Origin of the sequence: Pseudomonas sp. UC 17F4 (genome assembly GCF_900101695.1) — a bacterium.
Classification (GTDB): domain Bacteria; phylum Pseudomonadota; class Gammaproteobacteria; order Pseudomonadales; family Pseudomonadaceae; genus Aquipseudomonas.
In genome coordinates this window covers 3,780,983-3,805,153 of the sequence record NZ_FNKV01000001.1, presented here as the reverse complement: position 1 = coordinate 3,805,153, position 24,171 = coordinate 3,780,983, and the positions used below count along the sequence as shown (strand labels likewise).

Sequence of the window (24,171 nt, the reverse complement as noted above, 5' to 3'; positions counted from 1 at the left end):
CCTATCCGCGCAGGCTAGGGGAGGCTGGCAGTGGCCGGCAGGCAATGCGCGCTGATCTGGTGGGTTTGACCGTCATCCACGAGCCTGACCACGCCGTCGGCCAGGGGCTGGCCATCCAGGCTCAGGCTCAACGCGCCCGCGCCCGCATGGCGCACCTCGATGCGGTAGCGGCTGGCGCCATAGCGATAGTGCAGCACGTAGCCCGGCCATTCGGCCGGCAGCAGCGGTTGCAGGCTCAAGGTCTCGCCGCTGCGCTGCAAGCCCAGCAGTGACTCGACGATCAGCCGGTACATCCAGCCGGCGGCGCCGGTGTACCAGCTCCAGCCGCCGCGCCCGGCATGGGGCGGCGCGCCATAGACATCGGCGGCCATCACGTACGGCTCGACCTTGTAGGTGTCGATACGCTCGGCGCTGCCCTGGCGCAACGGGTTGATCAGGCGCAGCAGTTCCCAGGCCCTGGCGCCGTCGCCCAGGCGGGCAAAGGCCATGCTCGCCCAGACGGCGGCATGGCTGTACTGGCCGCCGTTCTCACGCACGCCGGGCACGTAACCCTTGATGTAGCCAGGGTCCAGGCTGCCCTGGTCAAAGGGTGGATCAAGCAGCTTGACGATACCGATGTCGCGGCGCACCAGGTAACGGTCCAGCGCCTCCATGGCCAGGCGGCCCCGTTCAGGGGCGGCGGCGCCCGAGAGCACTGCCCAGCTCTGGGCGATGGAGTCGATGCGGCATTCTTCATTGCTCGCCGAACCCAGCACCTGGCCGTCATCGAAATAGGCGCGGCGGTACCAACCGCCGTCCCAGCCATGGGCTTGGAGATTGCCACGCAGGGTGGCGGCGCGCCTGTTGCAGTCCTCGGCGAACGGGCCGTCACCCTGGCGCTGGGCGGTGCGGGCGAACTGCTGCAGCACCTCGACGCCGAAAAAGCCCAGCCACACACTTTCGCCCAGGCCCTGTTCGCCGACGCGGTTCATGCCGTCGTTCCAGTCGCCGCTGCCCATCAGCGGCAGGCCATGCACGCCGCACTGCAGGCCGTGTTGCAGCGCCCGCTGGCAATGCTGGTAGAGGTTCTCGGTGAGTGCCGAACGGTTCGGCAGGTCGTAGTAGGACTCCTCGCCAGGGTTCAGCGCGCGGCCTTCGATATAGCCGACCTGTTCATCGAGCACGCCGAGGTCGCCGGTCACCTGCACATAGCGGCTGGTGGCCAGGGGCAGCCAGAGCATGTCGTCGGCGCAACGGGTGCGCACGCCGCGCTGCAGCGGCGGGTGCCACCAATGCTGGACGTCGCCTTCGCGGTACTGATGGCTGGCACACAGCAGCAGGTGCTGGCGCGCCGCGGCCGGGTCGGCGTGGATCATCGCCATGCTGTCCTGCAACTGGTCGCGGAACCCGAAGGCGCCACCGGACTGGTAAAAACCACTGCGCGCCCAGAAGCGGCAGGCAATCACCTGGTACATCAACCAGCCATTGACCAGTACATTCAGGGCCGGCTCCGGGGTTTCGATGCGGATGGCGCCGAGGACTTCGCGCCAGTGCGCGCGCACCCGTTCCAGCTCGATCGCCGCCGCGCGCAGCCCACGGTACTGCTGCACCCGGCGGGTGGCGGCGGTGGCGTCGTGCTCGGCGCCGAGGCGGAACACTACTTCCTGGCTTTCACCGTCGGCCAGTTCCAGCGCCACCTGCAGCGCTGCGCAAGGGTCCAGGCCACCGCCGCTGCGCCCGGAGAGCCGCGCCCGGCCCATGGCTGCCGGCGCGCCAAGATTGCCGTTGCGACCAATGAACTCCAGGCGGTCGCAACTGAGGCTGCGGTCGGCCAGGTCGCTGTCGAGGAACGCCACCCGCGCGGAAAACTCGATGGAGTAGGCATTGCGCGCAAACAGCGCGCCACTGAACGGGTCGGCCTCACTGACCACGTGCATGGCCGTCTTGCTGCGCAGGTCGCCCAGCACCCATTCCACATAGCTGGTTACCGACAACCGGCGCGGCCGGCCCGAGGTGTTGCGCAGCTTCAGGCACGAGAACTTCACCGGCGCATCGAGGGCGACGAACACCCACAGCTCGCTGTGCAGGCCGTCCTCGTCATGCTCGAAGACGCTGTAGCCAAAGCCGTGGCGGGTGCGGTAGCTGCCCTGGCCAGGGCACGGCTGCGGGGTTGGCGACCAGTAGCGGCCGCTGTCTTCGTCGCGCAGGTACAGGGCCTCGCCGCTGGGGTCGCTGACCGGGTCGTTGTGCCAGGGCGTCAGGCGAAACTCATGGGCATTGTCGCCAAAGGTGTAGGCGCCACCGCTTTCGCTGATCACCGAGCCGAACTGCGGGTTGGCCAGCACGTTGACCCAGGGCGCCGGCGTCGGCTGCCCCGGGCGGTGATTGATGATGTACTCGCTGCCATCGGCGCTGAAACCGCCGTAGGGGTTTTCCATCAGCAGCCCTGGCTGCACGCTAGGCCCCGGCCGTACCGGCGCCTGCACCAGGCTGCCGGGGTTGGCTTCGAAGCGCGCCAAGGCGTGCTCACTGCGCCGTTGCTGTACCTGTTCGGAGAGGCTGCCACGGCTGTCGCTGAGCACCAGGCGGGCGACGCTGAGCATCAGCGTGCGGTCTTCGCTGGACAACTGCTGGGCCGGGCGCACGAAGATCCCGCCCGGGCGGTCGAGCAGCGCCGCTTCGCTGCCCGAGGTCACCAGGCCCATGATCAGCTCCTGCAGTTGCTGGCGGTAGCCGGCCTGGTCTTCGTTCCAGATCACCAGGTCCAGGCTCAGGCCTTTCTGCCGCCAGTAGGCATGGGCTTGGACCATCTGGCGCACCAGTTCGATGTTGGCCGGGTCGCTGATTTGCACCAGCACGATCGGCAGGTCGCCGGAAATCGCCTGGCCCCAGAGCCCGGACTGGTTACGCCGATTGCTTGTCAGCACTGCGCTTTCGCTGCGCAGCGACGGGTTGGCATAGATCACCGAGGCGGCCATCTGCTCGAACAGCCGCGCATCGGCCAGGGACGCGTTGAGCTGGCGCAGCAGCACCTGGCTGTGGGTCCAGGCCAGGTCAAAGACCCGGTCTGCCAGGTGCCGGTCGCGGTACTTGTGGATCTGCTGCAGGCAGCTTTCGCGGCTTGGGGCGATGCCGGTGACCAGGTCGATGGTCGCACTCTGCCCGGGATCAAGGCTGATCAGGCAGCGAATGGCGACGATCGGGTCGAGCACCGCCCCGGCGCTGTCGGACAACCGCTCAACCTCAGGCAGCAACGCCGCCGGGGCCTTGAGCGTGCGGCCACGGCCGATGAAGCGGGCACGGTCGGTTTCGTACGAGAGCGCTTCGATGTCCACACCATGGGCGGCCAGCAGGTGGCACAGCCATGGCACCGGTTCTTGCTGCGAACGTGGCCGGCGGCTACAGACAATGGCCTGCAGCGGGCGCAGCAGCTCGGTCTGCACGAACAGCTTGCTGAACGCCGGGTGCAGGGCATCGCTGATCGCCGGGGCCAGCACCACCTCGGCGTAGCTGGTCAGCTCCAGTTGGCGGCGCTGGCGGCCATGGTTGGTCAGGTGCAGGCGGCGCAGTTCGACATCGTCCTCGGGCGAGACGATGATTTCAGTGTGGCAGTCGATGTCGCGTTCGCGCAGGCGAAATTCGGCCCGCGCGTCACTGAAGATCGCCTCCTGGCTTTGTGGCCGGTACAGGGTCGGCTGGTGCGCCGTGGACCAGAACGCACCGCTGGCAACATCGCGCAGGTAGCAGAAGATGCCCAGGCTATCGCTGGCGATATCCTCGTGCCAGCGGGTCACGGCCAGGTCGTTGCAACGGCTGTAACCGGCGCCGGCGTTGTTGACCATCACGTGGTAACGGCCGTTGGACAGCAGTTGCACGGCCGGGCAGCGCCGGTTGGGCTCGGTGAACACCCGCAACTGTTGCTCGCCTGCGCTGGCGTCTTCGCTGACCGGGGCCTGGGCGGCGTGCAGGTAGGCGGCGGCAGTCTTCGGCACGCGCTCCTGCAGCAGCAGAGCGCTGGCCTGGAACTGCGGGTCGGACTCGAAACGCCGCTGCATCGGGCGATCGAGCAGCAATGAGGTCAGGGCAAGCAGGCTCATGCCCTGGTGGTGGGCCATGAACGACTTGATCACCACCGCCTCCTGCCCGGGCGGCAGCCGTGCTTCGCTGTAGTCCACCGCCTCATAAAGCCCGAAGCGCCCGGCAACCCCCTGTGCGGCCAGGCGCTGGAGGTTGGCGCAGGCCGCCGCGGGCGCCACCAGCAGCGCCAGGGCACTGGCATAGGGCGCCACCACCCGGTCTTCGCCCAAGCCGCGCTTCAGACCCAGGCCGGGCACGCCGAAGGCCCGGTACTGGTAGTTGAAGTGGGTATCGAGGCTGTTGTAGGCCGACTCCGACACCCCCCAGGGGATGCCCAGCTGGTTGCCGTAGGCGATCTGCCGGTTGACCGCCGCGCGGCAGGACTGCTCCAGCAGCGTGCCCGGGTAGGAGGGCATCACCAGCATCGGCATCAGGTACTCGAACATCGACCCCGACCACGACAACAATACCGGCTCACCGGCATTGCTGGTGAGCAGGCGGCCAAGGGCGAACCAGCTGTCCTGAGGCACCTGGCCCTGGGCAATGACGACGAAGTTGGTCAGGCGCATTTCCGAGGCCAGCAGGTCGTAGAAGGCGCTGTCCAGGCGTTGTTCGTCGACGTTGTAGCCGATCACGAAAAGGTCGCGCTGCAGATCGTAGAGAAAGCGGAAATCCATGTTGGCCAGGGCGCCAGCCTGTTCGGCCAGGTGCGCCGCGCTGCCGATACGCTCGCGAGCGAGGTTGCGCACGGCATTAACCCGCGCGCGCTCGGCTGCCGGCCAGCGCTGGGCGTCGAGCTGCGCCAGTTGCCGCCAGCTTAGCGGTAGCTGCGCTGCCGGGTCGTCGCCAGCAGGCAGCTCGAAGGCGCGCAATTCATCGAGCAGGTCCTGGCAGTGCTCCTGCAGCGCAGCGCGCCAGAAGGCGCAATCGCCGCTGGGCTCGGCTGGCGACAGCGGGCAGTCGAGCAGCTGTTGCAGCAGCGCCGGCAGTTGCTGCGGTGCTTGGTTGATCTCGAGCTCGGCGCGCAGCACCTGCCATTGCTCATCGGCAATGCCCGCTGCCTTGTAGGCTTGCAGCAGCACATCGAGGCTGTCCAACAGCCCCTGGCGCAGGCGCCCATCGAGCAGCGGCGCATCGCCCAGGGCCAGCAAGCCGGGGCGCAAGGTCAGCAGCAGGCCGGCGAGGTTGCCGCTGTCCACCGTCGATACATACAGGGGGTGCAGCGCCAAGCCGCTGCGGGTGTCGTACCAGTTGTAAAAGTGCTGCTGGTGACGCTCCAGGCTGTGCATGCTCTGTAGCATCGCTGCCAGGCGCTGCAGCAGGCGCGCGCTGCCCAGGTAGCCGAAGTCATGGGCGGCCAGGTGGGCAAGCAGGGCCATGCCCATGTTGGTCGGCGAGGTGCGGTGGGCGACGTTGGCGTAAGGCGCTTGCTGGATGTTGTCCGGTGGCAGCCAGCGATCTTCGGCATTGACGTACTGGTTGAAAAAAGCCCAGTTACGCCGGGCCAGCAAGCGCAGAAACTGCACGCCCTGGAGCGAGATGGCCTGGCTGGCGCCGCTGTCGGCGCGGCTGACCCACCAGGCCAGGGCCGGGCCAGCCAGCCACAGCAGCAAAAACGGTGCGGCGAGGGCGAGCAGGCCCGGCGTTGGCGCCAGCACGGCGATCAGCGCCAGGGCCAGTACCGGCGCGACCCACAGGGTGCGATACAGCCCCGCCAGGCTGTTGACGCTGGTGCGCTCGACCTCCCGCGACGGGCTCCATTGCAACAAGCGCCGTTTGCTCACCAGCATGCGCCACAGCGTGCGGGCAATCGCATCCAGGCTGTAATGGGCCTCGAACGGCAACCAGGCCAGGTTGAAAGTGGCGCGTATGCCGTGCTGGGCGGCGCCGTGCAGCACCGCCAGCAGGTGCTCGGCCAGCGGCACGTCGGTGGTTTTGCCCAGCAGCGCGAGCAAGCTGTCCAGCAGCGGCTGAGTCAGCAGCAGGGCGACCACGGCCAGGGTCCACAGCCCCGGTTGCGGGGCAATCAACCAGGCGCACAGCAGCACACCGAGGAACGCCGCCGGCTCCAGGCTGCGGCGCAGGTTGTCGAACAGCTTCCAGCGCGCCAGGGCGCTGAGGTGATTGCTTTGCAAGCCGCTACAGCACGGCGCCCAGGGCAGCAGCCACGGCAGCAGTTGCCAGTCGCCGCGAATCCAGCGGTGCCGGCGCTTGACGTCGGCGCTGTAGCGGGCCGGGTATTCCTCGAACAATTGCACGTCGCTGAGTAGCCCGGAATGGGCGTAACAGCCTTCGATCAGGTCATGGCTGAGGATGCGGTTCTCGGCAAAGCGGCCGTCCAGCGCTTGTTCGAAGGCATCGACCGCGTAAATGCCTTTGCCGATGAACGAGCCGTGCAGGAACAGGTCCTGATACACATCGGACACCGCGCGGGTGTACGGGTCGACCCCGGCATCGCTGCCGAACAGCCGCGCATAGCGCGAACGGGCGGCGCTGGGCAGGCTGATGCCGACCCGCGGTTGCAATATGGCGTAGCCGCGATGGATCCGCCCCTGGACGTCGAAGTGTGGCTGATTGAGCGGGTGCTGCATGGCGCCGATGAACTGGCGAGCAGCATCGCGGGGCAACTGAGTGTCGGTGTCCAGGGTGATGACATAGCGCACTCCTGGCAACGCCGCGATATCGCCGACGATCAGCGCAAAGCGCTCAACGCCGTGCCCGCGCAGCAGCGCATTGAGCTCGGCCAGCTTGCCGCGCTTGCGCTCGTAACCCATCCAGGCGCGTTCGGCGGGGTTCCAGCGCCGCGGCCGGTGCAACAGCAAAAACCGCTCGCCAAGCAACGCCGGGTACTTGCGGTTCAAGGCGCTGATGCGCTCGCTGGCCTCGGTCAGCAGGCCGGCGTCCTGCTCCTGCACCTCGACCGGGCTATCCATGAAGTCGGTGAGCAGGGCGAAGTACAGCTGCTCGTCGCGGTTGGCGAGAAAACGCACCTCAAGCCCTTCGACCAGTTCCTCGACATCGGCACTGCTGGCCATCAGCGTCGGCACCACCACCAGGGTGCGGGCCTCGGCCGGCAGCCCTTCGCGGTAGTCCAGGCGCGGCAGCTGGCACGGCGCAACAGTGAGGGTCACCAGCCAGTTGATCAGGCCGATGGCCAGGCGGCTGGTCATCAGCAGCAGCGCCACGGCCAGCAGTGCCAGGCCCCAACCGGGCCAACCGGCCCGATGGCCGTCGAGCAGAAAGGGCCAGGCAAAGCCCAGCGACAGCAGCGCTACCGGGGTTAAAAAAAACGCCAGCGGCGCGCGGTGCAACAGCCGCTGCCAGCGTTGGGCCAGCGGCACACCGGCGCCCAGGTGGCGCTCCAGTTGCTCAAGGCCCGGGCCGATCAGGTAGAAGCCGACATGCCCGGCGACATCCGCTGCCGGCGGCGGTTGGCCGCGCTGCTGGGCGAGCGCGATGGCCTGTTGCGCGACCTGTTCCTCGCTGTGCCGGCAATGCCGCGCCAGGCGCTCGATGACGTGGCGGTAGTGATCGCGGCTGGCGAAGTCCATGTGCGCGTAGGCGCCTGCGGGGTCGTTGCGCAGCTGGCGCTCGACGTGGCTCAGGCGCTCGACGAAGGCCCGCCAGTCGCTGGTCGAGAGCAACCGCAGGCTGGCAATGCTGTTGCTGATCGACACCTGGTCGGCGGCCTGTTGCTGGGCATCCAGGTGCACCAGGCGCTCGATGGTCAGGCCGGATTCGGCCAGCAGTTGCTCGATCCAGGTCAACGGCTGGATCAGGGTTGCGCTCTGGCCCTGCAGCCTGCGGGTAAGTTCGGCAACGAAGGCGGCGGTCATCGGCGGTTCGGAGCGGGCCATGTCGGCCACCACCAGCACCACGCTTTTGGCGTCGCGCTCGGCGGTTTCGCTGAGACGGTCGGCCCAGTCATTGGCCAGGTTGCGGTCAGCCCAGCTGGCCATGACCCGCGCAGCGATGCGCCGCAGGTTCTCGATCAGGGCCAGGCGCAGCATGATCGGAATCGCCCACAACTCGCCCAGGGTCAGCGCGGTGACGCTCTGGTAGGCCTCGACGAAGCGGCTCAGGCTTTCGTCGTCGACCCGCCCATCACCGTGGCTGATGGTTTCCAGGGCGATGTCGTAGACCCTCGGCAAGCCGGTCGACGGGCCGTTGCCCAGGCGCGGCAACTGACGGCTGTAGCCTTTGGGCAAGTGGGTCTTGGCCAGGCGGATATGGGCTTCGACCAGGTAGTAGTTGTCCAGTAGCCATTCGGCGGCGGGGGTCACTCGCCGGCTGCTGGGCTGGGCGTCGATGAAGCGTGCGCAACTGCTGGCCAGGACCCGTTCATTGTCGGCCAGGCGTGCTAAAAGGCCATCGGCACGGGGCGTCGGGTCCAGCCGGTGCTGGCGGGCGAGCAGGGTGCCATGGCTGGCCATTTGTTCGGCGCTCAGCAGCTCCGCGCGCAACAGCGCCTCGTAGCCGAAAGTACGCGGTGCGGATCGCCATGAAAGGCGCTTGAGCAGCATCAGGGCACGGGGCCAGGGCTTGTCCATGATGTCCTTGTATGGGCTGAGGCTGACAGCTGCAGTGTGCCGCGGTGGCGGTGGCGGGTCTGTACGCTAGCGAACAGAGCGCTTGGTCCATTGCGCTTAGGCTGAGGTGTACAACTCGGTCACCGGCTCCTGGGGCTTGCAGGCCGGGGTGCGTAGCGAAGGGACGAAAATCTCGTTGATCAAACGCTGACGGTGGCGGTCTGAGGCTTTGAAGGCTGCGCTGCAGCCCATCGCTGGCAAGCCAGAGGAGGAGCCCCTTGAAGATCGCCACCTTCAACATCAACGGCATTCGCGCGCGGTTGCCCAACCTGCTCGACTGGCTGCAGCGCGAGCAGCCCGATGTGGTCTGCCTGCAGGAACTCAAGGCCGCCGATGCTGCGTTTCCGGCCGCCGATTTCGAGGCCCTTGGCTATGGCTCGCTGCACCACGGCCAGGCCTCGTGGAATGGCGTGGCGATTCTTGCCCGCGAGGCCCAGCCGCTGGAGATCCGCCGCGGCCTGCCGGGCCTTGAGGACGACAGCCAGAGCCGCTACCTGGAGGCCGCCGTACAGGGCATTCATATCGCCTGCCTGTACCTGCCCAACGGCAACCCGCAACCGGGGCCGAAGTTCGCCTACAAGCTGGCCTGGTTCGAGCGGCTGATCGACCATGCCAAGACCCTGGTCGGCAACGATCACCCGGTGTTGCTGGCCGGCGACTTCAATGTCGTGCCCACCGATTTCGACATCTACAACACCCGCTCCTGGCTCAAGGACGCCTTGCTCCAGCCCGAGAGCCGCGACTGCTACCAGCGCCTGCTGGCCCAGGGCTGGACCGATGCCATCCGCCACCTGTACCCGGATGAGCGGGTCTACACCTTCTGGGACTACTTTCGCCAGCACTGGCAGAAAAACGCCGGCCTGCGTATCGATCACCTGCTGCTCAACCCGGCCCTGGCCACGCAGCTGAAAAACGCCGGGGTCGATGCCTGGGTGCGCAACGAAGCGCACGCCAGCGATCATGCGCCGGTGTGGATCGAGCTCAAGGCCCCGGCGTGAGCCTGCGTACAACGGCCCTCGGGATTGAGTGCAGCTAGCGACTACATATGCAGTTACGAATACTGCGGTGCAAAGCGCTCTCGCGCACTAAGCTTTTAGCCCTTGAGTGCAGGCTTTATCAGGAGGTGTGCCATGCCCACCCGTCGCCACTTTCTTGCCGCCAGTGCCACCCTGGCCGCCGGGCTGGTCCTCACTGGCTTGCCCTTGGCCCAGGCCAGCAGCGCAATGCTCACCCGCAAGATCCCGTCCACGGGTGAGGCGCTGCCAGTGATCGGTGCCGGTACGTCTGGCAGTTTCGAGGTCGAGGCGGGTTCGCCTGATTACCAGCAGCTCAAGCAAGTGCTCAAGGTGTTTTTCAATGGTGGCGGCCGGGTTATCGACACCTCGCCCAACTACGGCGGCGCCGACGCCATCCTTGGCCAGCTGCTGGAGGAGGGCGGCTGGCGGGACAAAACCTTTATCGCCACCAAGATCGCCGCCGACAGCCGCGCCGACGCCGAATCGCAGTGGGCCGGGACCCTGCAAAAGCTGCGCACCGACAAGGTCGACCTGCTGCAAATTCACAACCTGCGCGACTGGCAACGCCAGTTGCCCTATGCCCGCGAGCTTAAAGCCCAGGGCCTGACCCGCTATGTCGGCGTGACCCACTACATTGACAGTGGCCTGGAAGCGCTTGAGCAAATTCTGCGCAGTGAAGCCCTGGACTTCATCCAGATCCACTACTCGGTCAATTCGCCCAAGGCTGCGCGCACCGTGCTGCCCCTGGCCCAGGACAAAGGCGTGGCGGTGTTGATCAACCGCGCCTTCGACGATGGCCGGTTGTTTGCCAAGGTCAAGGGCCAGGCGCTGCCCGGCTGGGCGACCGAGGCGGGCATCGGTAGCTGGGCGCAGTTGTTTCTCAAGTTCGCCATCAGCCACCCGGCGGTGACCACGGTGATCCCGGCCACCAGCCGCCCAGACCGCCAGCTTGACCAGCTCAAGGCCGGTAGCGGGCCACTGCTCACCAGCGCGCAGCAACAAGACCTGATCAAGCAGTTCGCCTGAAGCCATGAAACGCTTGGGCACCCGCGTGTTCAACGTCAGGCCTGGCGAGGCACCGGCGGTGGTTGCCGGTTTGGCGCTGTTCTTTTTGCTGTTCGCCGGTTACTTCATGCTGCGCCCGGTGCGCGAAACCATGGGCGTGGCCGGTGGCGTGGACAACCTGCAGTGGCTGTTCACCGGGACCTTTGTCGTCACCCTGATCGCCTTGCCGCTGTTCGGCTGGCTGGCCTCGAAAGTACAGCGCCGGCGCATCCTGCCCTGGACCTACGCGTTCATGGCCAGCAACCTGTTGTTGTTTGCGGCCTTGTTCGCCGTGCAACCCGATAACCTCTGGGGCGCACGGGCGTTCTATATCTGGTTGTCGATGTTCAACCTGTTGACCATCTCCCTGGCCTGGAGCGTGCTCGCCGACCTGTTCTCCAGCGAGCAGGCCAAGCGCCTGTTCGGCCTGCTGGCGGCGGGGGCGAGCGGCGGTGGCTTGCTCGGGCCATTGCTCGGGACGTTGCTGGTGGGCCTGATCGGTCACGCCGGGCTGGTGCTGCTGGCCACGGTGTGCCTGCTCGCCAGTGTGGTGGCGGCCATGTACCTGCAGCACTGGCGCGACCTGTACCCGCTGCCGGCGCAAACCGAGCATCCGCGTTCACAGGCGTTGGGCGGCAACCCCTTTGCCGGTGCCAGCGAGGTGTTGCGTTCGCCCTACCTGCTGGGTATAGCGCTGTTCGTGGTGCTGCTGGCCAGCGTCAGCACCTTCTTGTATTTCGAGCAGGCGCGGCTGGTGGCCGCGCACTTCACCAGCCGTACCGAACAGACCCAGGTGTTCGGCCTGATCGACAGCGCCGTGCAGGCCCTGGCGATCCTCACCCAGCTGTTTGTCACCGGGCATGTCGCCCGCAAGCTCGGGGTCGGGGTGTTGCTGGTGGCGGTGCCGCTGGTGATGGTGCTGGGGTTCATCTGGCTGGCCCTGGCGCCGCTGTTTGCCGTGTTCGTGCTGGTCATGGTGGTGCGCCGGGTGGGCGAGTACGCGCTGGTGCGGCCGGGACGCGAAATGCTCTACACCGTGGTTGAGCCCGGGCACAAGTACAAGGCCAAGAACTTTACCGACACCGTGGTTTATCGCGGTGCCGATGCCGTGAGTGGCTGGCTCAAGCGCGGCCTGGATGTGATGGGCGATCATCCGCAGTTGGCGATGCTCATCGGCGCGGGGATTGCCCTGGGCTGGGCAGGCAGCGGCTGGTGGCTGGGGCGTCAGCAGCGCCGGCGCGAGGATCAGCCGGGCCATGTTTAACTGCTGCGCACCCCGCGCAACTGCGCGGCAAGCTCGGCATTGATCGCCACCAGCTTGGCAATGTTCTGCCGGGCCTTGAGCAGTTCGCTGTTGAGGTACTCGGCTTCGTTGGTCATCAGGACCACCTGATGCTTCCACATTTCCACCAGGGTCGGTGAATCCGGTGCGGCGAAGTCTTCTTCGTAGTCGGTCATCATGGTTACTCGTTTTTGCTGTATGCATATACAGTAATCCATGTTTACAACCTTTTTCCAGTCCAGCCGACAAACTGCAGGTGCCTGTGGCATTGTTCGCTAACCTTTTTCCGACCGGGACGGACATGAGCGAGCAGCGTGGCGCCCAGCGGCACATCAGCCTGGACCTGCTCAAGTGGCTGGCGATCATCAGCATGATCGCCGATCACCTGCGTTTTATCTGGCCGGCCGAGCATTGGCTGTTTGTCGTCGGCCGCCTGGCGTTCCCCTGGTTTTGCCTGGCGATTGCCGCCAACGTGGCCCGCGCCCCACCCGGGCAGGCCTTTACCGCGGGCACGGCGCGCTACCTGCAAGGGCTGGTGATTTTTGCCGTGCTGTCGCAGTGGCCGTATCGCTGGCTCAACGGCCCGTCGCCGACGCTCAACATCATGCCGACCCTGGCGCTGGGCCTGTTGATTGCCTGGGGCCTGCACCATCACCGTCGGCGCAGCAGTGTGTGGGTTGCCCTGGCAATAGCTGTGGTGGCGACGCTGGCAGCCGACGGGTTGATGTACGGGCTGGCCGGGGTGCTGCTGCCGGCGGCATTCCTGCTGGCCCTGCGCCTGGGCCCGCTGGCCTGGCTGCTACCTGCGGGCCTGGCGGTGGCGGCCAACCTGAGCAACCTCTGGCTGCGCGCCCATCCGCTGCAGGCCATTTCAGTCATGGCCCTGGGCGCCGCATTGCTGTCGGCCCCGCTCGGCCTCGGGCTGTTGCGCCTGCAGCTGCAACGTCAGGTATGGCGCGTCGGGCGCTGGGGCTACTGGTTCTATCCGCTGCATCTGTTGCTGATCAAACTCATTACCATCATTGACTATACTTGAGCTTCAGGTACTGGCTCACCGGTCGAAGTCGCGCGGACCCAGGTGTATCGATCAGTGAGGGCTTGATTCGGGCCCCAGGTGTCGCAGCATGATGGAAGTTCACTGGGGCTACTTGCTGTTGGCGGCGATGCTGATCGCCTAGGTCGGGGTACTGGCCTGGGGCGCGGCGTTGGCCCGGCGCCGACGGCGCGAAGAGCGCATCGCCCGCGAGCACGAGCGCGACAATCAGCGCTAAGGGTGCCGGCAGCGCAGGTCAGATGGACAACCGTGATGAACCCGCACCTCAGTGAGATCGACCCGCAAACCATGCTCGGCAATCGCCGGCTGTTGTATTTCGAGGATGACGGCGCGACCCCCAACAGCCGCTTGCCGGTGCTGCTCTATCATCTTCGGCTCGCGCCGCAGAGCGACGCCGCGGCGGGCTTCGAAGCCTTGTTCCGCGCCCATCAATGGCCACCCTTGTGGCGCGCGGGCATCTTTGCCTACCAGCATTATCACTCCAACGCCCACGAAGCCCTGGGCGTTGCCTGCGGGCACGCCCAGGTGATGCTCGGCGGTGCGCAGGGCCAGCTCCTGGGGCTCAAGCGCGGCGATGTGCTGGTGCTGCCGGCCGGTACCGGGCACTGCTGCATCGACAGCAGCGAGGACTTTCTGGTGGTCGGCGCTTACCCGCTGGGCCAGCAGGGCTACGATATCCAGCGCCCCAGCGCCAAGACCCATGAGGCGTGCCAGGCGCGCATCGCCCAGGTGCCGTTACCTTGCCAGGACCCGGTGATCGGCGCCGGCGGCTGGCTGGCGTCGGCCTGGCATGTGCTTGCTGATCCGGCGTAGCGGCCCTGTAGGTGATGATGTTTTGCGCGATAAATCCGTGGCAGCCGTGGCTACGGCTGCTGGCGGATTTAAAACGCTAGTCGCGTTGCAGCCAGGCGATATCCTGCGCCTGGTAACGGTGCGCACGGAAGATCGCATTGTTTTCACCCGGCAGGTAAGCCTGTGAGGCGGCGTCCGGGTAGGCGGCAAAGTGCGGGTTGATGTATTCCCAGACCACCTCGCCGGCGCGGGTGACCTCGAACAGGCGGCCGAAGTTGGCCTCGGTGATTAGCGTGTTGCCGTTGTGCAAACGCTGGGCGCCGCCCATGAACGGGGTGAAGAAGGCGTAGCCTGGGGTATCGGCATATTGCCATTCGATGCGCTGGCGCACGGGGTCGATCTCGATCACCCGCGAATGCGGCATCGACACCTGCGGGCGCGAGATGCCGTTGTCGAACACCAGGATACGGCCGTCCGCCAGCTCGCTGGGGCAATGCTGCTGCGCCACCAGGTCATGGCCCAGGCGCCAGAGTACGCGGTCGCTGGCTTTGTCGACGGCGATTACCGAGGATACGCTGCGCAGGCTGAGGATGACCTTGCCGTCGCGCCCCGGCGTCACGCTGTTGGTCATCGGCCAGTGATAACGCTCGAAACAGGCGTGCAGCGGGTAGTCTTCCGGGGCCAGGTGTTCCCAGCTGCGCCATTGCCAGAGCAGGTTGCCGGCGCGACCGACTTCCTTGACCACATCACCGTAGATCACCCCGCCGGGCGCTTCGCTGCCGGGGATACCGCCTTGCACGCGGCGGGCGATGTCCAGCGGCAACGGCTCGGCGGTGGTGTACAGCAGGTTGCCGTTGGCCAGCCACTGGGCGTCGTGATGATGACCGAGGTCGGTGTGCTGCCAGAGCACTTCGCCCTCGGGCGTTACCTCGCTGAAGGCGCCGCCGTGCCACACCGACCAGCCGGGGAACAGCTCGGGCGAATCCGGGTGATTGCCGTTGTAGCCAAGGTTGCCGTTGGCGAGGATCACCGCGTCGCGGCCGGGGCGCTGGGGCAGCTGCCAGCGGTGCACTTCTTCGCCGTGCAGGTCGATCAAAAACACCTTGCCGCCGGCGGTTTGCGGCGCAAACAGGGTGTAGCCGCCGGCCGAACGTTCGGTGTCGACGGCCAGCAGGCCGGTGGCCTGGCGGCGCAAGGTGGTGTTATCGAGGGTGGGCATCACATTTCTCCAGATGAACGCCGCCCTGCCGGCGTTTGCGGCATGGCGACAAGGGCAGGGGGGTTAGGGCAGCAGGGGGTTGTAGCGGTCGTCGAAGGCCTCGGCGACCTTGATCGGCCGCGGAACCAACCGTGCCTGGGCAAAGCTGTCGGCCAGGCGCTGCTGCAGGCCGATGACCCGGGCGTCCAGGGCCACGTAGTGCAAGTGCTGCTGGGCAAGCATGTCGCGCACCAGCCCCAGGGGCAGGCGGGTAACCCTGGCCAGTTGTTGCGCCCAGGCTTCGGGGTTGGCCGTGGCCCAGGCCTGGGCGCGGGCCAGGCGCTGGACGAAATCACCCAGCGCCTCGGCTTTGTGCGGATCGTCGAGGGCGGCGAGGCTTGCCACGGTAAAGTTCAGCCCGGTTTCCGGCCACTGGCTGCCGTCCAGCAGTTTTTGCGCACCGCGCGCGGTGGCCTGGCCGACAAAGGGGTACCACACCGCCCAGGCATCGAGCTTGCCGCTGGCAAAGGCGTTCTGCGCATCCACCGGGCTTGCATAGACCACGTTGACGTCACTGAGCTGCAGCCCGGCGCGGGCGAGGGTGGCCAGCAGCAGGTAGTGGCCGCTGCTGCCTTTGGCCACGGCAATGCGCTTGCCCTTGAGGTCGGCCGCCTGGCGAATCGGCGAGTCCGCCTGCACCAGCAGCGCGTTGTTGTTCTGTGCACCTTCGGCCGCGGCGACCACGCGCACCGCAAAGCCGCTGGCCTGGGCAAACACCGGTGGCGCGTTACCGACTACACCCACGTCGATGGCAGCGGCATTGAGCGCTTCCATCAGCGCGGTGCCGGCGCCGAACGGGTGCCAGTCGAGGCGGTAGGCAAGCCCCTGGTCTTGGCCGGCGGCCACCAGCAGCGCCTGGGTCAGGCCGCTCTGGTCGCCGACTTCAAGTTCCGGCGCGGGCGCGGCCCAGACCTGCAAGGTGGCCAGCAGGCTGGTCAGCAACACAAGGTGCTTGGCAGTGAAGGACTTTCTCGGCATCGTCTGGGCTCTCGAATCACGTGTGCCTTGAGTATGTCGACGCAACCTGCCAGCCACCATGCCAAACACCCCACCTTTTCTGCCATGCACAGTGCCCGGACGGTGCTGGTACTGGCATTTCCCGGCGCGCTGCTGCTCAACGCCGCCGGGCCCCTTGAAGTATTTGCCGCGGCGTCGCGGGTGCTCGGCGGCGAACTGGCCGATAACCCGCCTTACCGGGTGATACTGGCGTCGGCCCAGGGCGGCGAGATCGAGACGATCTCCGGGATTGGCGTGATGACCCGTTCGTTGGCCGAGGTCGACAGCGCGCTTGCAATCGACACCCTGATCGTCATCGGTGGGCCGGGGGTTGCCGAGCTTGAGCGTGACCAGCAGGCAATCGCCTGGCTGCAACGCCGGGCGCCGACGGCGCGGCGCCTGTGTTCGATCGGCACCGGCGCCTTCGCCCTGGCCGCCGCCGGGCTGCTGGACGGACGCCGGGTGGTCACCCACTGGCAGTTTGCCCAGGCTCTGCAACACAGCTACCCGGCGCTGCGCGTGGAACACCAGGCGTTGTACCTGCATGATGAGCGCTTATGGACCTGCGGCGGCGCCGCGGCCGGCATCGACCTGGGCCTGGCCCTGCTCGAACAGGACCTGGGTGCCCAGGCGGCATTGGCCCTGGCGCGTTACTTCACAGTGTTTTTGCAACGCTCGGCCGAGCAGGCCCAGCTCAGCGCGCCACTCAAGGCGCAGAGCCAAGCGCTGCACCGCGACCGTGACCAGCGCCTGGTGCGCCTGCATGCCTGGATCGCGGCAAACCTCAATGGCGACCTGCGGGTTGAACGCCTGGCCGAAAAACTCGGCATGAGCCCCCGGCACTTTGCCCGCGCCTATGCCGCGGCTACGGGCGGCACCCCGGCGCAAACCGTCGAAACCCTGAGGCTTGAAGCTGCCTGCCGCTTGCTCGAAACCAGCCAGGAACCGATCAAGCGCATCGCCGAAACCACCGGCTTCGGTAACGAAGAACGCATGCGCCGCAGTTTTCAGCGGCAACTGGGCACCAGCCCGCTGGGCTACCGATCGCAGTCAAGGCTGCAGCTTGCGCGCTAGCAGGTTTCATCGCCGGCAAGCCGGTTCCCACAGGTGGCGTAGGCCTTGAGAGGCGTGAGCGGATCCATTGGCGACGCTGCTCACACCTCACCTTTACGCTTTTGTGGCGGGCTACGAGTGGTGGTGAATGGATCGGCGATGCACGAAAAGCGAAAGCAAAGAAGCGCTTTGCTTCTAGATGTACGTAATCGCAGGCGCCACCGATCGTCCCTTGCAGAAGGCCGAGTGGAACCCTTGCGTAGTGGGGCGACGGCCATGGATGGCCGGCGAGCGCCGCAGGGCCAGGGACGGCCCTTCGGCGCGCCCCCACGGGTGCAAGGGTGGAAGGAGGGAACCCGGAGCGCAGCGCAGGGCCGATGAAGGGACAGGGCGTTTTTGGTTACTTTTGCCGCCAAGCAAAAGTGACCCGCCGTAAGGGCGGAAGGCGCCGGCAGCGCCTCATCATCAAATGGATCAACTCAAACACAGCCTGGCCGCCCCAACACTTGTAAGCCTTCCAAGGCAGTTGCTCCCACAATGTTCAGCTTGCCGGCGCGGCCGGCTTGGCCAGTTCGATACCCGCCGCGCCCAGGCGCTTGAGGATCTCGAACAGCAGGTCGCTCTTGGTGGTACCGACAATCCGCGGGCTGCTGACGTAACCGGTCACGGTCAGGGTGATGCCGTCGGCCGTGAGCTTGCTGAAGCGCACGAACGGCGCCGGTTTGTCGAGGATGGTTTCGTGCTCGCAGTAGGTATCGTAAAGCAAGGTCTGCACCTGCTCGGGGTCGATATCCAGCGGGAACACCAGCTCCAGGCTCGCCACGCCCTGGGCGCTGCCACCGAGGGTGACGTTGCGCAGGTTCTGCGAGATCAATTGCGAGTTGGGCACGATGACGATCGAGCGGTCGCTGAGCTGGATTTCGGTGGCGCGCACATTGATGCGGCGGATATCACCCTCGACCCCGCTGATGCTGATCAGGTCGCCGACCTTGACCGGGCGCTCGGTGAGCAGGATCAGCCCGGAGACGAAGTTCTTGACGATTTCCTGCAGGCCGAAGCCGATACCCACCGACAGCGCACTGACGATCCAGGCCAGGTTGGTCCACTTCACCCCTAGCGACGACAGGGTCAGGAGGATCACCAGGGCATAGCCGATGTTGGCGAACAGGGTGCTGAGCGAGGCGCACATGCCCGGGTCCATGTCGGTCTTGGGCAGGAACTCGTTGTCCAGCCAGCGGCGCAGCGTGCGGATCAGGTAGATGCCCAGCACCAGGGCCAGCACGGCATTGAACAGGTGCCCGGGGATGATGTTGAACTGGCGCAAGCCGGCGCCGCCCAGGAACGCGACGATGTTGCTGATCAACTGCCCCAGGGTGGTGCCGATGCCGCCAACGAACAGGGTGATTACCGCCAGCAGCAACAGCGCGGCACGGCCGAAGCCGGAGACCAGGGTCTCGATCTGGTCCAGGCGCCGGTCGCCGATGCCCAGCAGTTCCTTGAGCGCCTTGCCGCTGGCCTGACGCGGTGAGAAGACATATTCGCAGCCGTCCTTGAACACCTGGATGAGCACATAGAAGCCGGCCAGCAGGATGAACACCCAGACCACCTCGTAGGTCACAAAGCGCGCCAGCGACACGTAGCCGGTCAGCAGGGCAATCACCGAGACGACCATGGCCATGCTGGCGATGCTGTAGATCAGCCCGGCCATGGTCGAGGCGGCTTCCGGTGCATCGCCGGCGGCGGCCATGACCCGGCGCGCGCGGCTGGTGCGCACCAACAGGGCGATGATCAGGGCGCTGATCACCAGCGCGGCGATTCCCCGCCCGGCGATCACCAGCTGGCTGCTCATGCCGGCGGCGTTGGAGATCTGCACCAGGGCCACCAATACCAGCAAGGTACTGGCCAGCCAGCGGGCGAAGGGCTGCAAGGCCAGCGCCACCGGGTCGGCGATGTCCGGCAGCCGCCAGGACGGATGCGAGGTCGACAGCAGTGCGCGGCTCAAGCCGGTGATCAGCACGCAGGTATAGGCAAGCTTTTCGAACTCTTCAGAAAACGTCGCCAGCATCGACGGCAACGGCAGGTGGTGGGTGCAGGCGTAAAACAGCAGCTCCAGGGCTACCCCGGTGGCCAGCAGGGTGGCCATTACCGAGGCCAGAGCCAGCGAGCTGCGGCGCAGGCGGCCTTCAGGCACGCGGTTCATGCATAACCAGGCCAGCCAGCGCTCCAGCAGCCGGCGGCCGAGGGTCCAGGCCAGTATGGCAAGCAGCACCAGCAGCAGGGTGGCGAAGCGCTGGCCGGGCTGCCAGACCGCGTTGGCGGTATCGTTGACCTCGTCGAAGAACGCCTGCAAGCGCTGGCGGTCGTCTGCCGAAGGGGTGAGCACCGGCGACCAGAATGCCGGGTTGAGCAAGCTGTGGGTGCTCAGGGTCAGCTCGCTTTCGAGCATGGTGCGGCGAATGGCGGAAATCTGCGTCAGCAGGTTGCTGGCGTTTTCCTTGAGCGCGGCCAGGGCTTTGAGGGTGGTGTCGAGGCTGTTTTTTTGCTCGGTAAGCGCCGTGCGTTGCGCGGCGATGTTCGAGGTGCCGGGCACCAGGCCTTCGACCGGCGCCGGGCCGAGCACTTCCAGTTGCGCGCGCAACTGCGCCTGTTCGGGCAACAGCGCCGCGCTCAGCCGGTCGATATCGACGATCAGCGCCTGCAAGCGGTCTTGCGGGCCTTCGAGCTGGTTGTAGTTGTTGGCCTGGGAAATCTGCTGCTTGAGGCTGTCCAGGCGCAGTTGCAGGGCTTGCAGGTCTTGCTGGGTGACCTTGACCACAGGCGCGGCAGCACTGGCGGGTGCTGGCGCAGGGGGTTGTGCGGCCTGCCCGGGAGGGCTGGACAGCAGCAGGGTGAGGGCAATGAAGCCGATGATCTGCAAAGCACTGCGCATGGTTATGCCCGGTTCGGTTATTGATCTCCCAGCTTATGAGGGTAGGACATCGGCGGGCATTTGCCCGGCTGCGCTTGTGCGTTGTGTAGTGAACCGCGAGGCAAAGCCCGCGCCTACCGGGCGGTGGGAGCGGGCTTGCGCTGCGGCTTAAGCGAACATCTGCTTGACGTTGTTCATGGCACCATCGGCAAAGCCCTGGAGGAACGCCTGGAACGCCGGCAGGTCTTGCGCGCCGCCGGTCTGCGGCTCGCCAATGATGGTCCAGGTGGCCAGTGACTGATTGGCGCCCTGGGCCTTGACCTCCATGCGCGCCCAGAGGTTGCCGATGTTCAGCGAGGTGTAGATCAACGACCAGGTCATGACCATCTGCTGGTCATCATGGCTATTGAGTTGCTCCATCACCACGTTGCCATCCTTGAACAGCTTCTTGCGCACCGAGCGCACGCCGCTGCCGGTCATTTCAATGTGCGACAGCGCCGGGATAAACACCGGAAAACCGGCGAAGTTACCGACGATGTTCCACACGCTGCGGGCGTCGGCATTGACGGCCACCGTGGCAACCACGGGCTCGCCAACAGGGTTTTTGATCAGGGTATCGGGTTCCAGATGTGACATGTCGAGCTCCTTTGAGGGGTTAGATGAAGTCGATTTCTTTGAGGAATTCACAACCCCGGCGCAGCAGGGTCGGGCTTTTGGCGGGGTACTCCTCGCCCATGTTGTCGATGCCGTGACGGGCATTGCCGTGCTCGATCATCGAGATGTCGCCGATGTCTTCCTCAAAACCGTTGAGGTAGAAACCGACTACGCCGAACAGGGCGTTGTCGCTGCCGATGGTCGACAGCCGCTGCTGCCAGCGGCTGACCGGCACCAGCTGGAAGTCGTGGCCCATGTGGCGGAACGCCTCGACGTAGTTGTCCCAGCTCAGCGGCGTCGGGTTGTGCAGGTTGAACACCGCGCGGTTGATGGTGTGGCGGCTGGCATGAAAACCGATGAAGCGCGCGAGGAAATCCACCGGCATCAGGTCGAAGTTCAGCGACAGTTGCGGCACTTCCTTCAGTTGCAGCGAGCCCTTGAGCATCAGCATCAGGCGGTTCTGGTGCGGTTGGCAGACGCCGGTGCGGGTATTGAAGGCAATGTTCCCGGGGCGATAGATATTGACCCGCACGCCACGCTCGCAGGCGTTCCAGAGAATCCGCTCACCGACCCACTTGGACAGGTTGTAGCCATTGCGGATGTAGATCGGCGGCGTCGCCGCGGGCGGGGTTTCCAGCACCCGGCCCTGGGCATCGATGCTGCTGGAGGCCGACAGGGTGGAGATGAAGTTGAAGATCTTCTTGCTGCGCCCCTCGCACAGTTTCAGGCATTCAAGCAGCGGCGCCACGTTGTCCTTGATCAGCGACTCGTAGTCGAGCACGTGGTTGACGTTGGCCGCGTTGTAGATCAGCGCGCCGTAGTCGCGGTCCAGGTGTTCGTACTCTTCGGCGCTCAGGCCCAGCAGCGGCTGGCTGATGTCGGCGGCCAGCACCCGCACACGGCTCATGTCCAGGTGTTCGAGGCGGTTGTCGACCAGGGCCTGGGCAAAGCGCTGCTGCGCCGATTGCCCGGGGGATGCGCGAACCAGGCAGGCGACTTCGCTGGAGCCCAGTTCGAGCAGTGCCTCGACCAGGTGCACACCAAGAAAGCCATTGGCGCCGGTGACGATGACCTTGTGCACGTCACCCTGGCGGCTGAACGGCAGCACCTCAAGGTCGACACTGAGGTTGGCGTCGGCCAGGGCCCGGGCGCTGACCACGGCATCGGCGGTGTCGTCCTGCTCGAGCAGGCGCGCCAGGTTGGTCAGGGTTGGCTGCTCGATGAAGCGGTTGATCGACACGCCCTTGGCGAAGGTCTCGCGAATGTCCATGAGCATGCGCGAGAGCAGGATCGAATGGCCGCCGAGGTTGAAGAAGCTCTCGTCCAGGCCGATGTCGTCGGCGTCGATTTCCAGCAGCTTGGCCCAAATCGCCAGCAGGCTTTGCGTGGCCGCGCTCAGCGGCTGGGCGCGCACCTGGCGCTGACGGCTGTCGTCGGGCATCAGGCGCAGGGCCTTGCGATCGATCTTGCCGTTGGTGGTCGCGGGCAGGGTCTCGAGCAGGCGCCAGCGGGCAGGGCGCATGTAGTCCGGCAGGTGCTGCTGGGCATGGGCCTTCAAGGCTTCGGTGGCGCTGTGCGCATCACCGTTGCGCGGTTCGGCGAAGAACGCCAGGATGCGCCGCTGCTCATCGATCACCACGGCCTGCTGGCCGAACAGGTTGCTGCTGCGCAGCACGTGCTCGATCTCTTCGGGCTCGACCCGAAAGCCGCGGATCTTCACCTGATTGTCCAGGCGGCCGATAATTTCCACGCCGGCGCGGCCCCAGCGCGCCAGGTCGCCGGTGCGGTACAGGCGCTCGCCGTGCAGGCCGCCGCTGCCGTTCAGGTAGCGCTCGGCGCTGGCGGCGGGGTTGTGCAGGTAGCCGGCACCGACGCCGGGCCCGGCGATGTAGATCTCGCCGCTCTGGCCTTCGGACACCGGCAGGCCTTGTTCGTCGAGCAGGTACAGGCGGGTATTGGCGATCGGCAGGCCGAGCAGGCGGTTCGAGTCGCCGGCGCGCATCACCCGGCTGGTGGCCAGCACCGTGGTTTCGGTGGGGCCGTAGATGTTGTGCAGGTGGCAGTGCTCGGCCAGGGCGTCGATCACGTGCGGCTCGCACACATCGCCGCCGGTGATCAGGTGGGTCATGCCGCGCAGGCTGTGCAGCGGCAGGATGCTCAGCAGCGCCGGTGGCAAAAAGGCATGGCTGACTTCGGCCTGGACCACCAGTTGCGCCAGGGCCAGCGGGTCGCGGCGCTGGTCCTCGTTGGGCACCACCAGGCAACCGCCTTCGAGCAGGGTCGGGAAGATGTCCAGCAGCGAAGCATCGAAGTTGATGGTCGAGAACTGCAAGGCGCGGGTCTTGGGCCCGACCTCGACATGCTCGGCGTACCAGGCACAGAAGTGGCTGAGGTTGGCAACGGTCAACTGCACGCCTTTGGGCGTTCCGGTGGTGCCCGAGGTGTAGATCGCCACGCACGGCCGCGCACCTTCCCAGGTGCCGCGCAGCAGCGACTGATGCTGGGCCAGGGCAATGCCCTGGTGGCCATCGGCGCCTTGGTGCACGGCGCTCAGGTGGCTGACATCCAGGCCGATGCAACCGGCGGGGATGGCCAGGTTATCGTCGTGGATGACGATCCGCGCCCTGGCATGTTCGACGATCAGCGCCCGGCGTTCGGCGGGGTGGCTGGGGTCCAGCGGCAGGTACAGGGCACCGCAGCCAAGCACGGCGAGGATCGAGGCGTAGAGGGCCACGCCCTTGCCCAGGGCGATGGCCACCACCGGCTGCTGCCGGTCTTCACCCAGCAGCGGCACCAGGCGCTCCTGGATCGCCACGCTCAGGGCATGCAGCTCGCCATAGCTGACGCTGCGGCCTTCGACCAGCAAGGCCGGGGCGTCATGGTGCTGGCGCAGGCTGGCGGCCAGGCGCTGGATGAACGGCACGCTGGCCGCCTCGCTAATGGCCGGTGCTGCCGTGCGGTTGCAACGGTGGGCGAAGGCCAGGGTGTCGAGCACGCCCAGCCCGGCGCTGGGCACCTGGCCCAGGGCCTGGAAGCGGTACTGGCTGAAGTAGTCGTCATGGCGCGAGTAGCCGCTGACATGCGCCGCTGCCGCCTCGACCAGTTCCTGCACGGCCCTGTTCACCAGGTCGGCGCCGTTGCCCGAGGCCTCTGCAGGTACATCCTGGCGTTCCAGGCATTGCCAGGGCTGGCTGCCCTGGCGGCCCAGCAGGTGCAGTTGCAGGTCTTGCAGCGGGTCGCTGAGGTCGCTGCCGCTGACCTGCAACGAGACTTGCCAGGTGTTGCCCGTTTCCGGCCACGGCGCCAGGGTCGCGTCGTCGATGACCAGGTCCGAGGCGTGGAGTTGCCAGTGATCGTAACTGGCCGGCGTGTCGAGCAAATGGGCACCATGGCCCATTCGCCGCAACTCGTCCGCCAGGCAGGCCAGCCCGCGGCTGCTCCCGCACAGCAGAATTTCAAGACGTCTCAT

13 protein-coding genes are annotated in these 24,171 nt (G+C 66.3%); 6 read left to right on the top strand and 7 right to left on the bottom strand.

The window, feature by feature from the left end:
* Nucleotides 1-14: 14 nt before the first annotated feature.
* Nucleotides 15-8,606: a glycoside hydrolase family 94 protein gene (locus tag BLR26_RS17415; RefSeq protein WP_093383158.1), complete on the bottom strand. Its 8,592-nt coding sequence runs from the start codon at nucleotides 8,604-8,606 to the stop codon at nucleotides 15-17.
* A gap of 257 nt (nucleotides 8,607-8,863) precedes the next feature.
* Here BLR26_RS17415 and xth point away from each other — a divergent pair, with 257 nt between their 5' ends.
* The 3 genes from xth (at nucleotide 8,864) to BLR26_RS17400 (ending at nucleotide 11,969) form a co-directional block, all read left to right on the top strand.
* Complete coding sequence (gene xth / locus BLR26_RS17410) at nucleotides 8,864-9,643, top strand: exodeoxyribonuclease III (RefSeq protein ID WP_093383155.1); 780 nt, start codon at nucleotides 8,864-8,866, stop codon at nucleotides 9,641-9,643.
* Between the two features lie 132 nt (nucleotides 9,644-9,775).
* Nucleotides 9,776-10,687 carry an aldo/keto reductase gene (locus BLR26_RS17405; RefSeq protein ID WP_093383152.1) on the top strand — a complete coding sequence of 304 codons (912 nt, stop codon included), beginning with the start codon at nucleotides 9,776-9,778 and terminating at the stop codon, nucleotides 10,685-10,687.
* A gap of 4 nt (nucleotides 10,688-10,691) precedes the next feature.
* Nucleotides 10,692-11,969: an NTP/NDP exchange transporter gene (locus BLR26_RS17400; protein ID WP_093383149.1), complete on the top strand. Its 1,278-nt coding sequence runs from the start codon at nucleotides 10,692-10,694 to the stop codon at nucleotides 11,967-11,969.
* On the opposite strand, the gene BLR26_RS17395 is transcribed toward BLR26_RS17400, so the two are convergent.
* Nucleotides 11,966-12,163 carry a hypothetical protein gene (locus BLR26_RS17395; protein ID WP_143013287.1) on the bottom strand — a complete coding sequence of 66 codons (198 nt, stop codon included), beginning with the start codon at nucleotides 12,161-12,163 and terminating at the stop codon, nucleotides 11,966-11,968. The two genes, BLR26_RS17400 and BLR26_RS17395, sit on opposite strands and share 4 nt — an antisense overlap.
* Nucleotides 12,164-12,288: 125 nt before the next feature.
* On the opposite strand from BLR26_RS17395, the gene BLR26_RS17390 reads away from it, so the two are divergent.
* A complete protein-coding gene (locus BLR26_RS17390) occupies nucleotides 12,289-13,023 on the top strand; it encodes a TraX family protein (RefSeq protein WP_093383146.1) in 735 nt (244 codons plus the stop codon).
* Nucleotides 13,024-13,293: 270 nt separating this feature from the next.
* Entirely contained in the window at nucleotides 13,294-13,854 is a 561-nt protein-coding gene (locus BLR26_RS17385; RefSeq protein WP_093383143.1) for a cupin domain-containing protein, read from the top strand.
* 76 nt (nucleotides 13,855-13,930) lie between these two features.
* On the opposite strand, the gene BLR26_RS17380 is transcribed toward BLR26_RS17385, so the two are convergent.
* Nucleotides 13,931-15,052, bottom strand: a complete 1,122-nt coding sequence (locus tag BLR26_RS17380; RefSeq protein ID WP_093383140.1) for an aryl-sulfate sulfotransferase — start codon at nucleotides 15,050-15,052, stop codon at nucleotides 13,931-13,933.
* A gap of 63 nt (nucleotides 15,053-15,115) precedes the next feature.
* Entirely contained in the window at nucleotides 15,116-16,069 is a 954-nt protein-coding gene (locus tag BLR26_RS17375; protein WP_093383137.1) for an ABC transporter substrate-binding protein, read from the bottom strand.
* A gap of 33 nt (nucleotides 16,070-16,102) precedes the next feature.
* Between BLR26_RS17375 and BLR26_RS17370 the strand changes: the two genes are divergently transcribed.
* Nucleotides 16,103-17,161 (top strand): GlxA family transcriptional regulator, encoded by a 1,059-nt coding sequence (locus BLR26_RS17370; protein ID WP_052676530.1) that lies wholly within the window; start codon nucleotides 16,103-16,105, stop codon nucleotides 17,159-17,161.
* A gap of 520 nt (nucleotides 17,162-17,681) precedes the next feature.
* On the opposite strand, the gene BLR26_RS17365 is transcribed toward BLR26_RS17370, so the two are convergent.
* The 3 genes from BLR26_RS17365 to BLR26_RS17355 form a co-directional block, all read right to left on the bottom strand.
* Complete coding sequence (locus BLR26_RS17365) at nucleotides 17,682-20,069, bottom strand: DUF3772 domain-containing protein (protein ID WP_093383135.1); 2,388 nt, start codon at nucleotides 20,067-20,069, stop codon at nucleotides 17,682-17,684.
* A gap of 147 nt (nucleotides 20,070-20,216) precedes the next feature.
* Nucleotides 20,217-20,684: an SRPBCC family protein gene (locus tag BLR26_RS17360; RefSeq protein WP_093383132.1), complete on the bottom strand. Its 468-nt coding sequence runs from the start codon at nucleotides 20,682-20,684 to the stop codon at nucleotides 20,217-20,219.
* 19 nt (nucleotides 20,685-20,703) lie between these two features.
* Nucleotides 20,704-24,171: an amino acid adenylation domain-containing protein gene (locus BLR26_RS17355; protein WP_093383129.1), complete on the bottom strand. Its 3,468-nt coding sequence runs from the start codon at nucleotides 24,169-24,171 to the stop codon at nucleotides 20,704-20,706.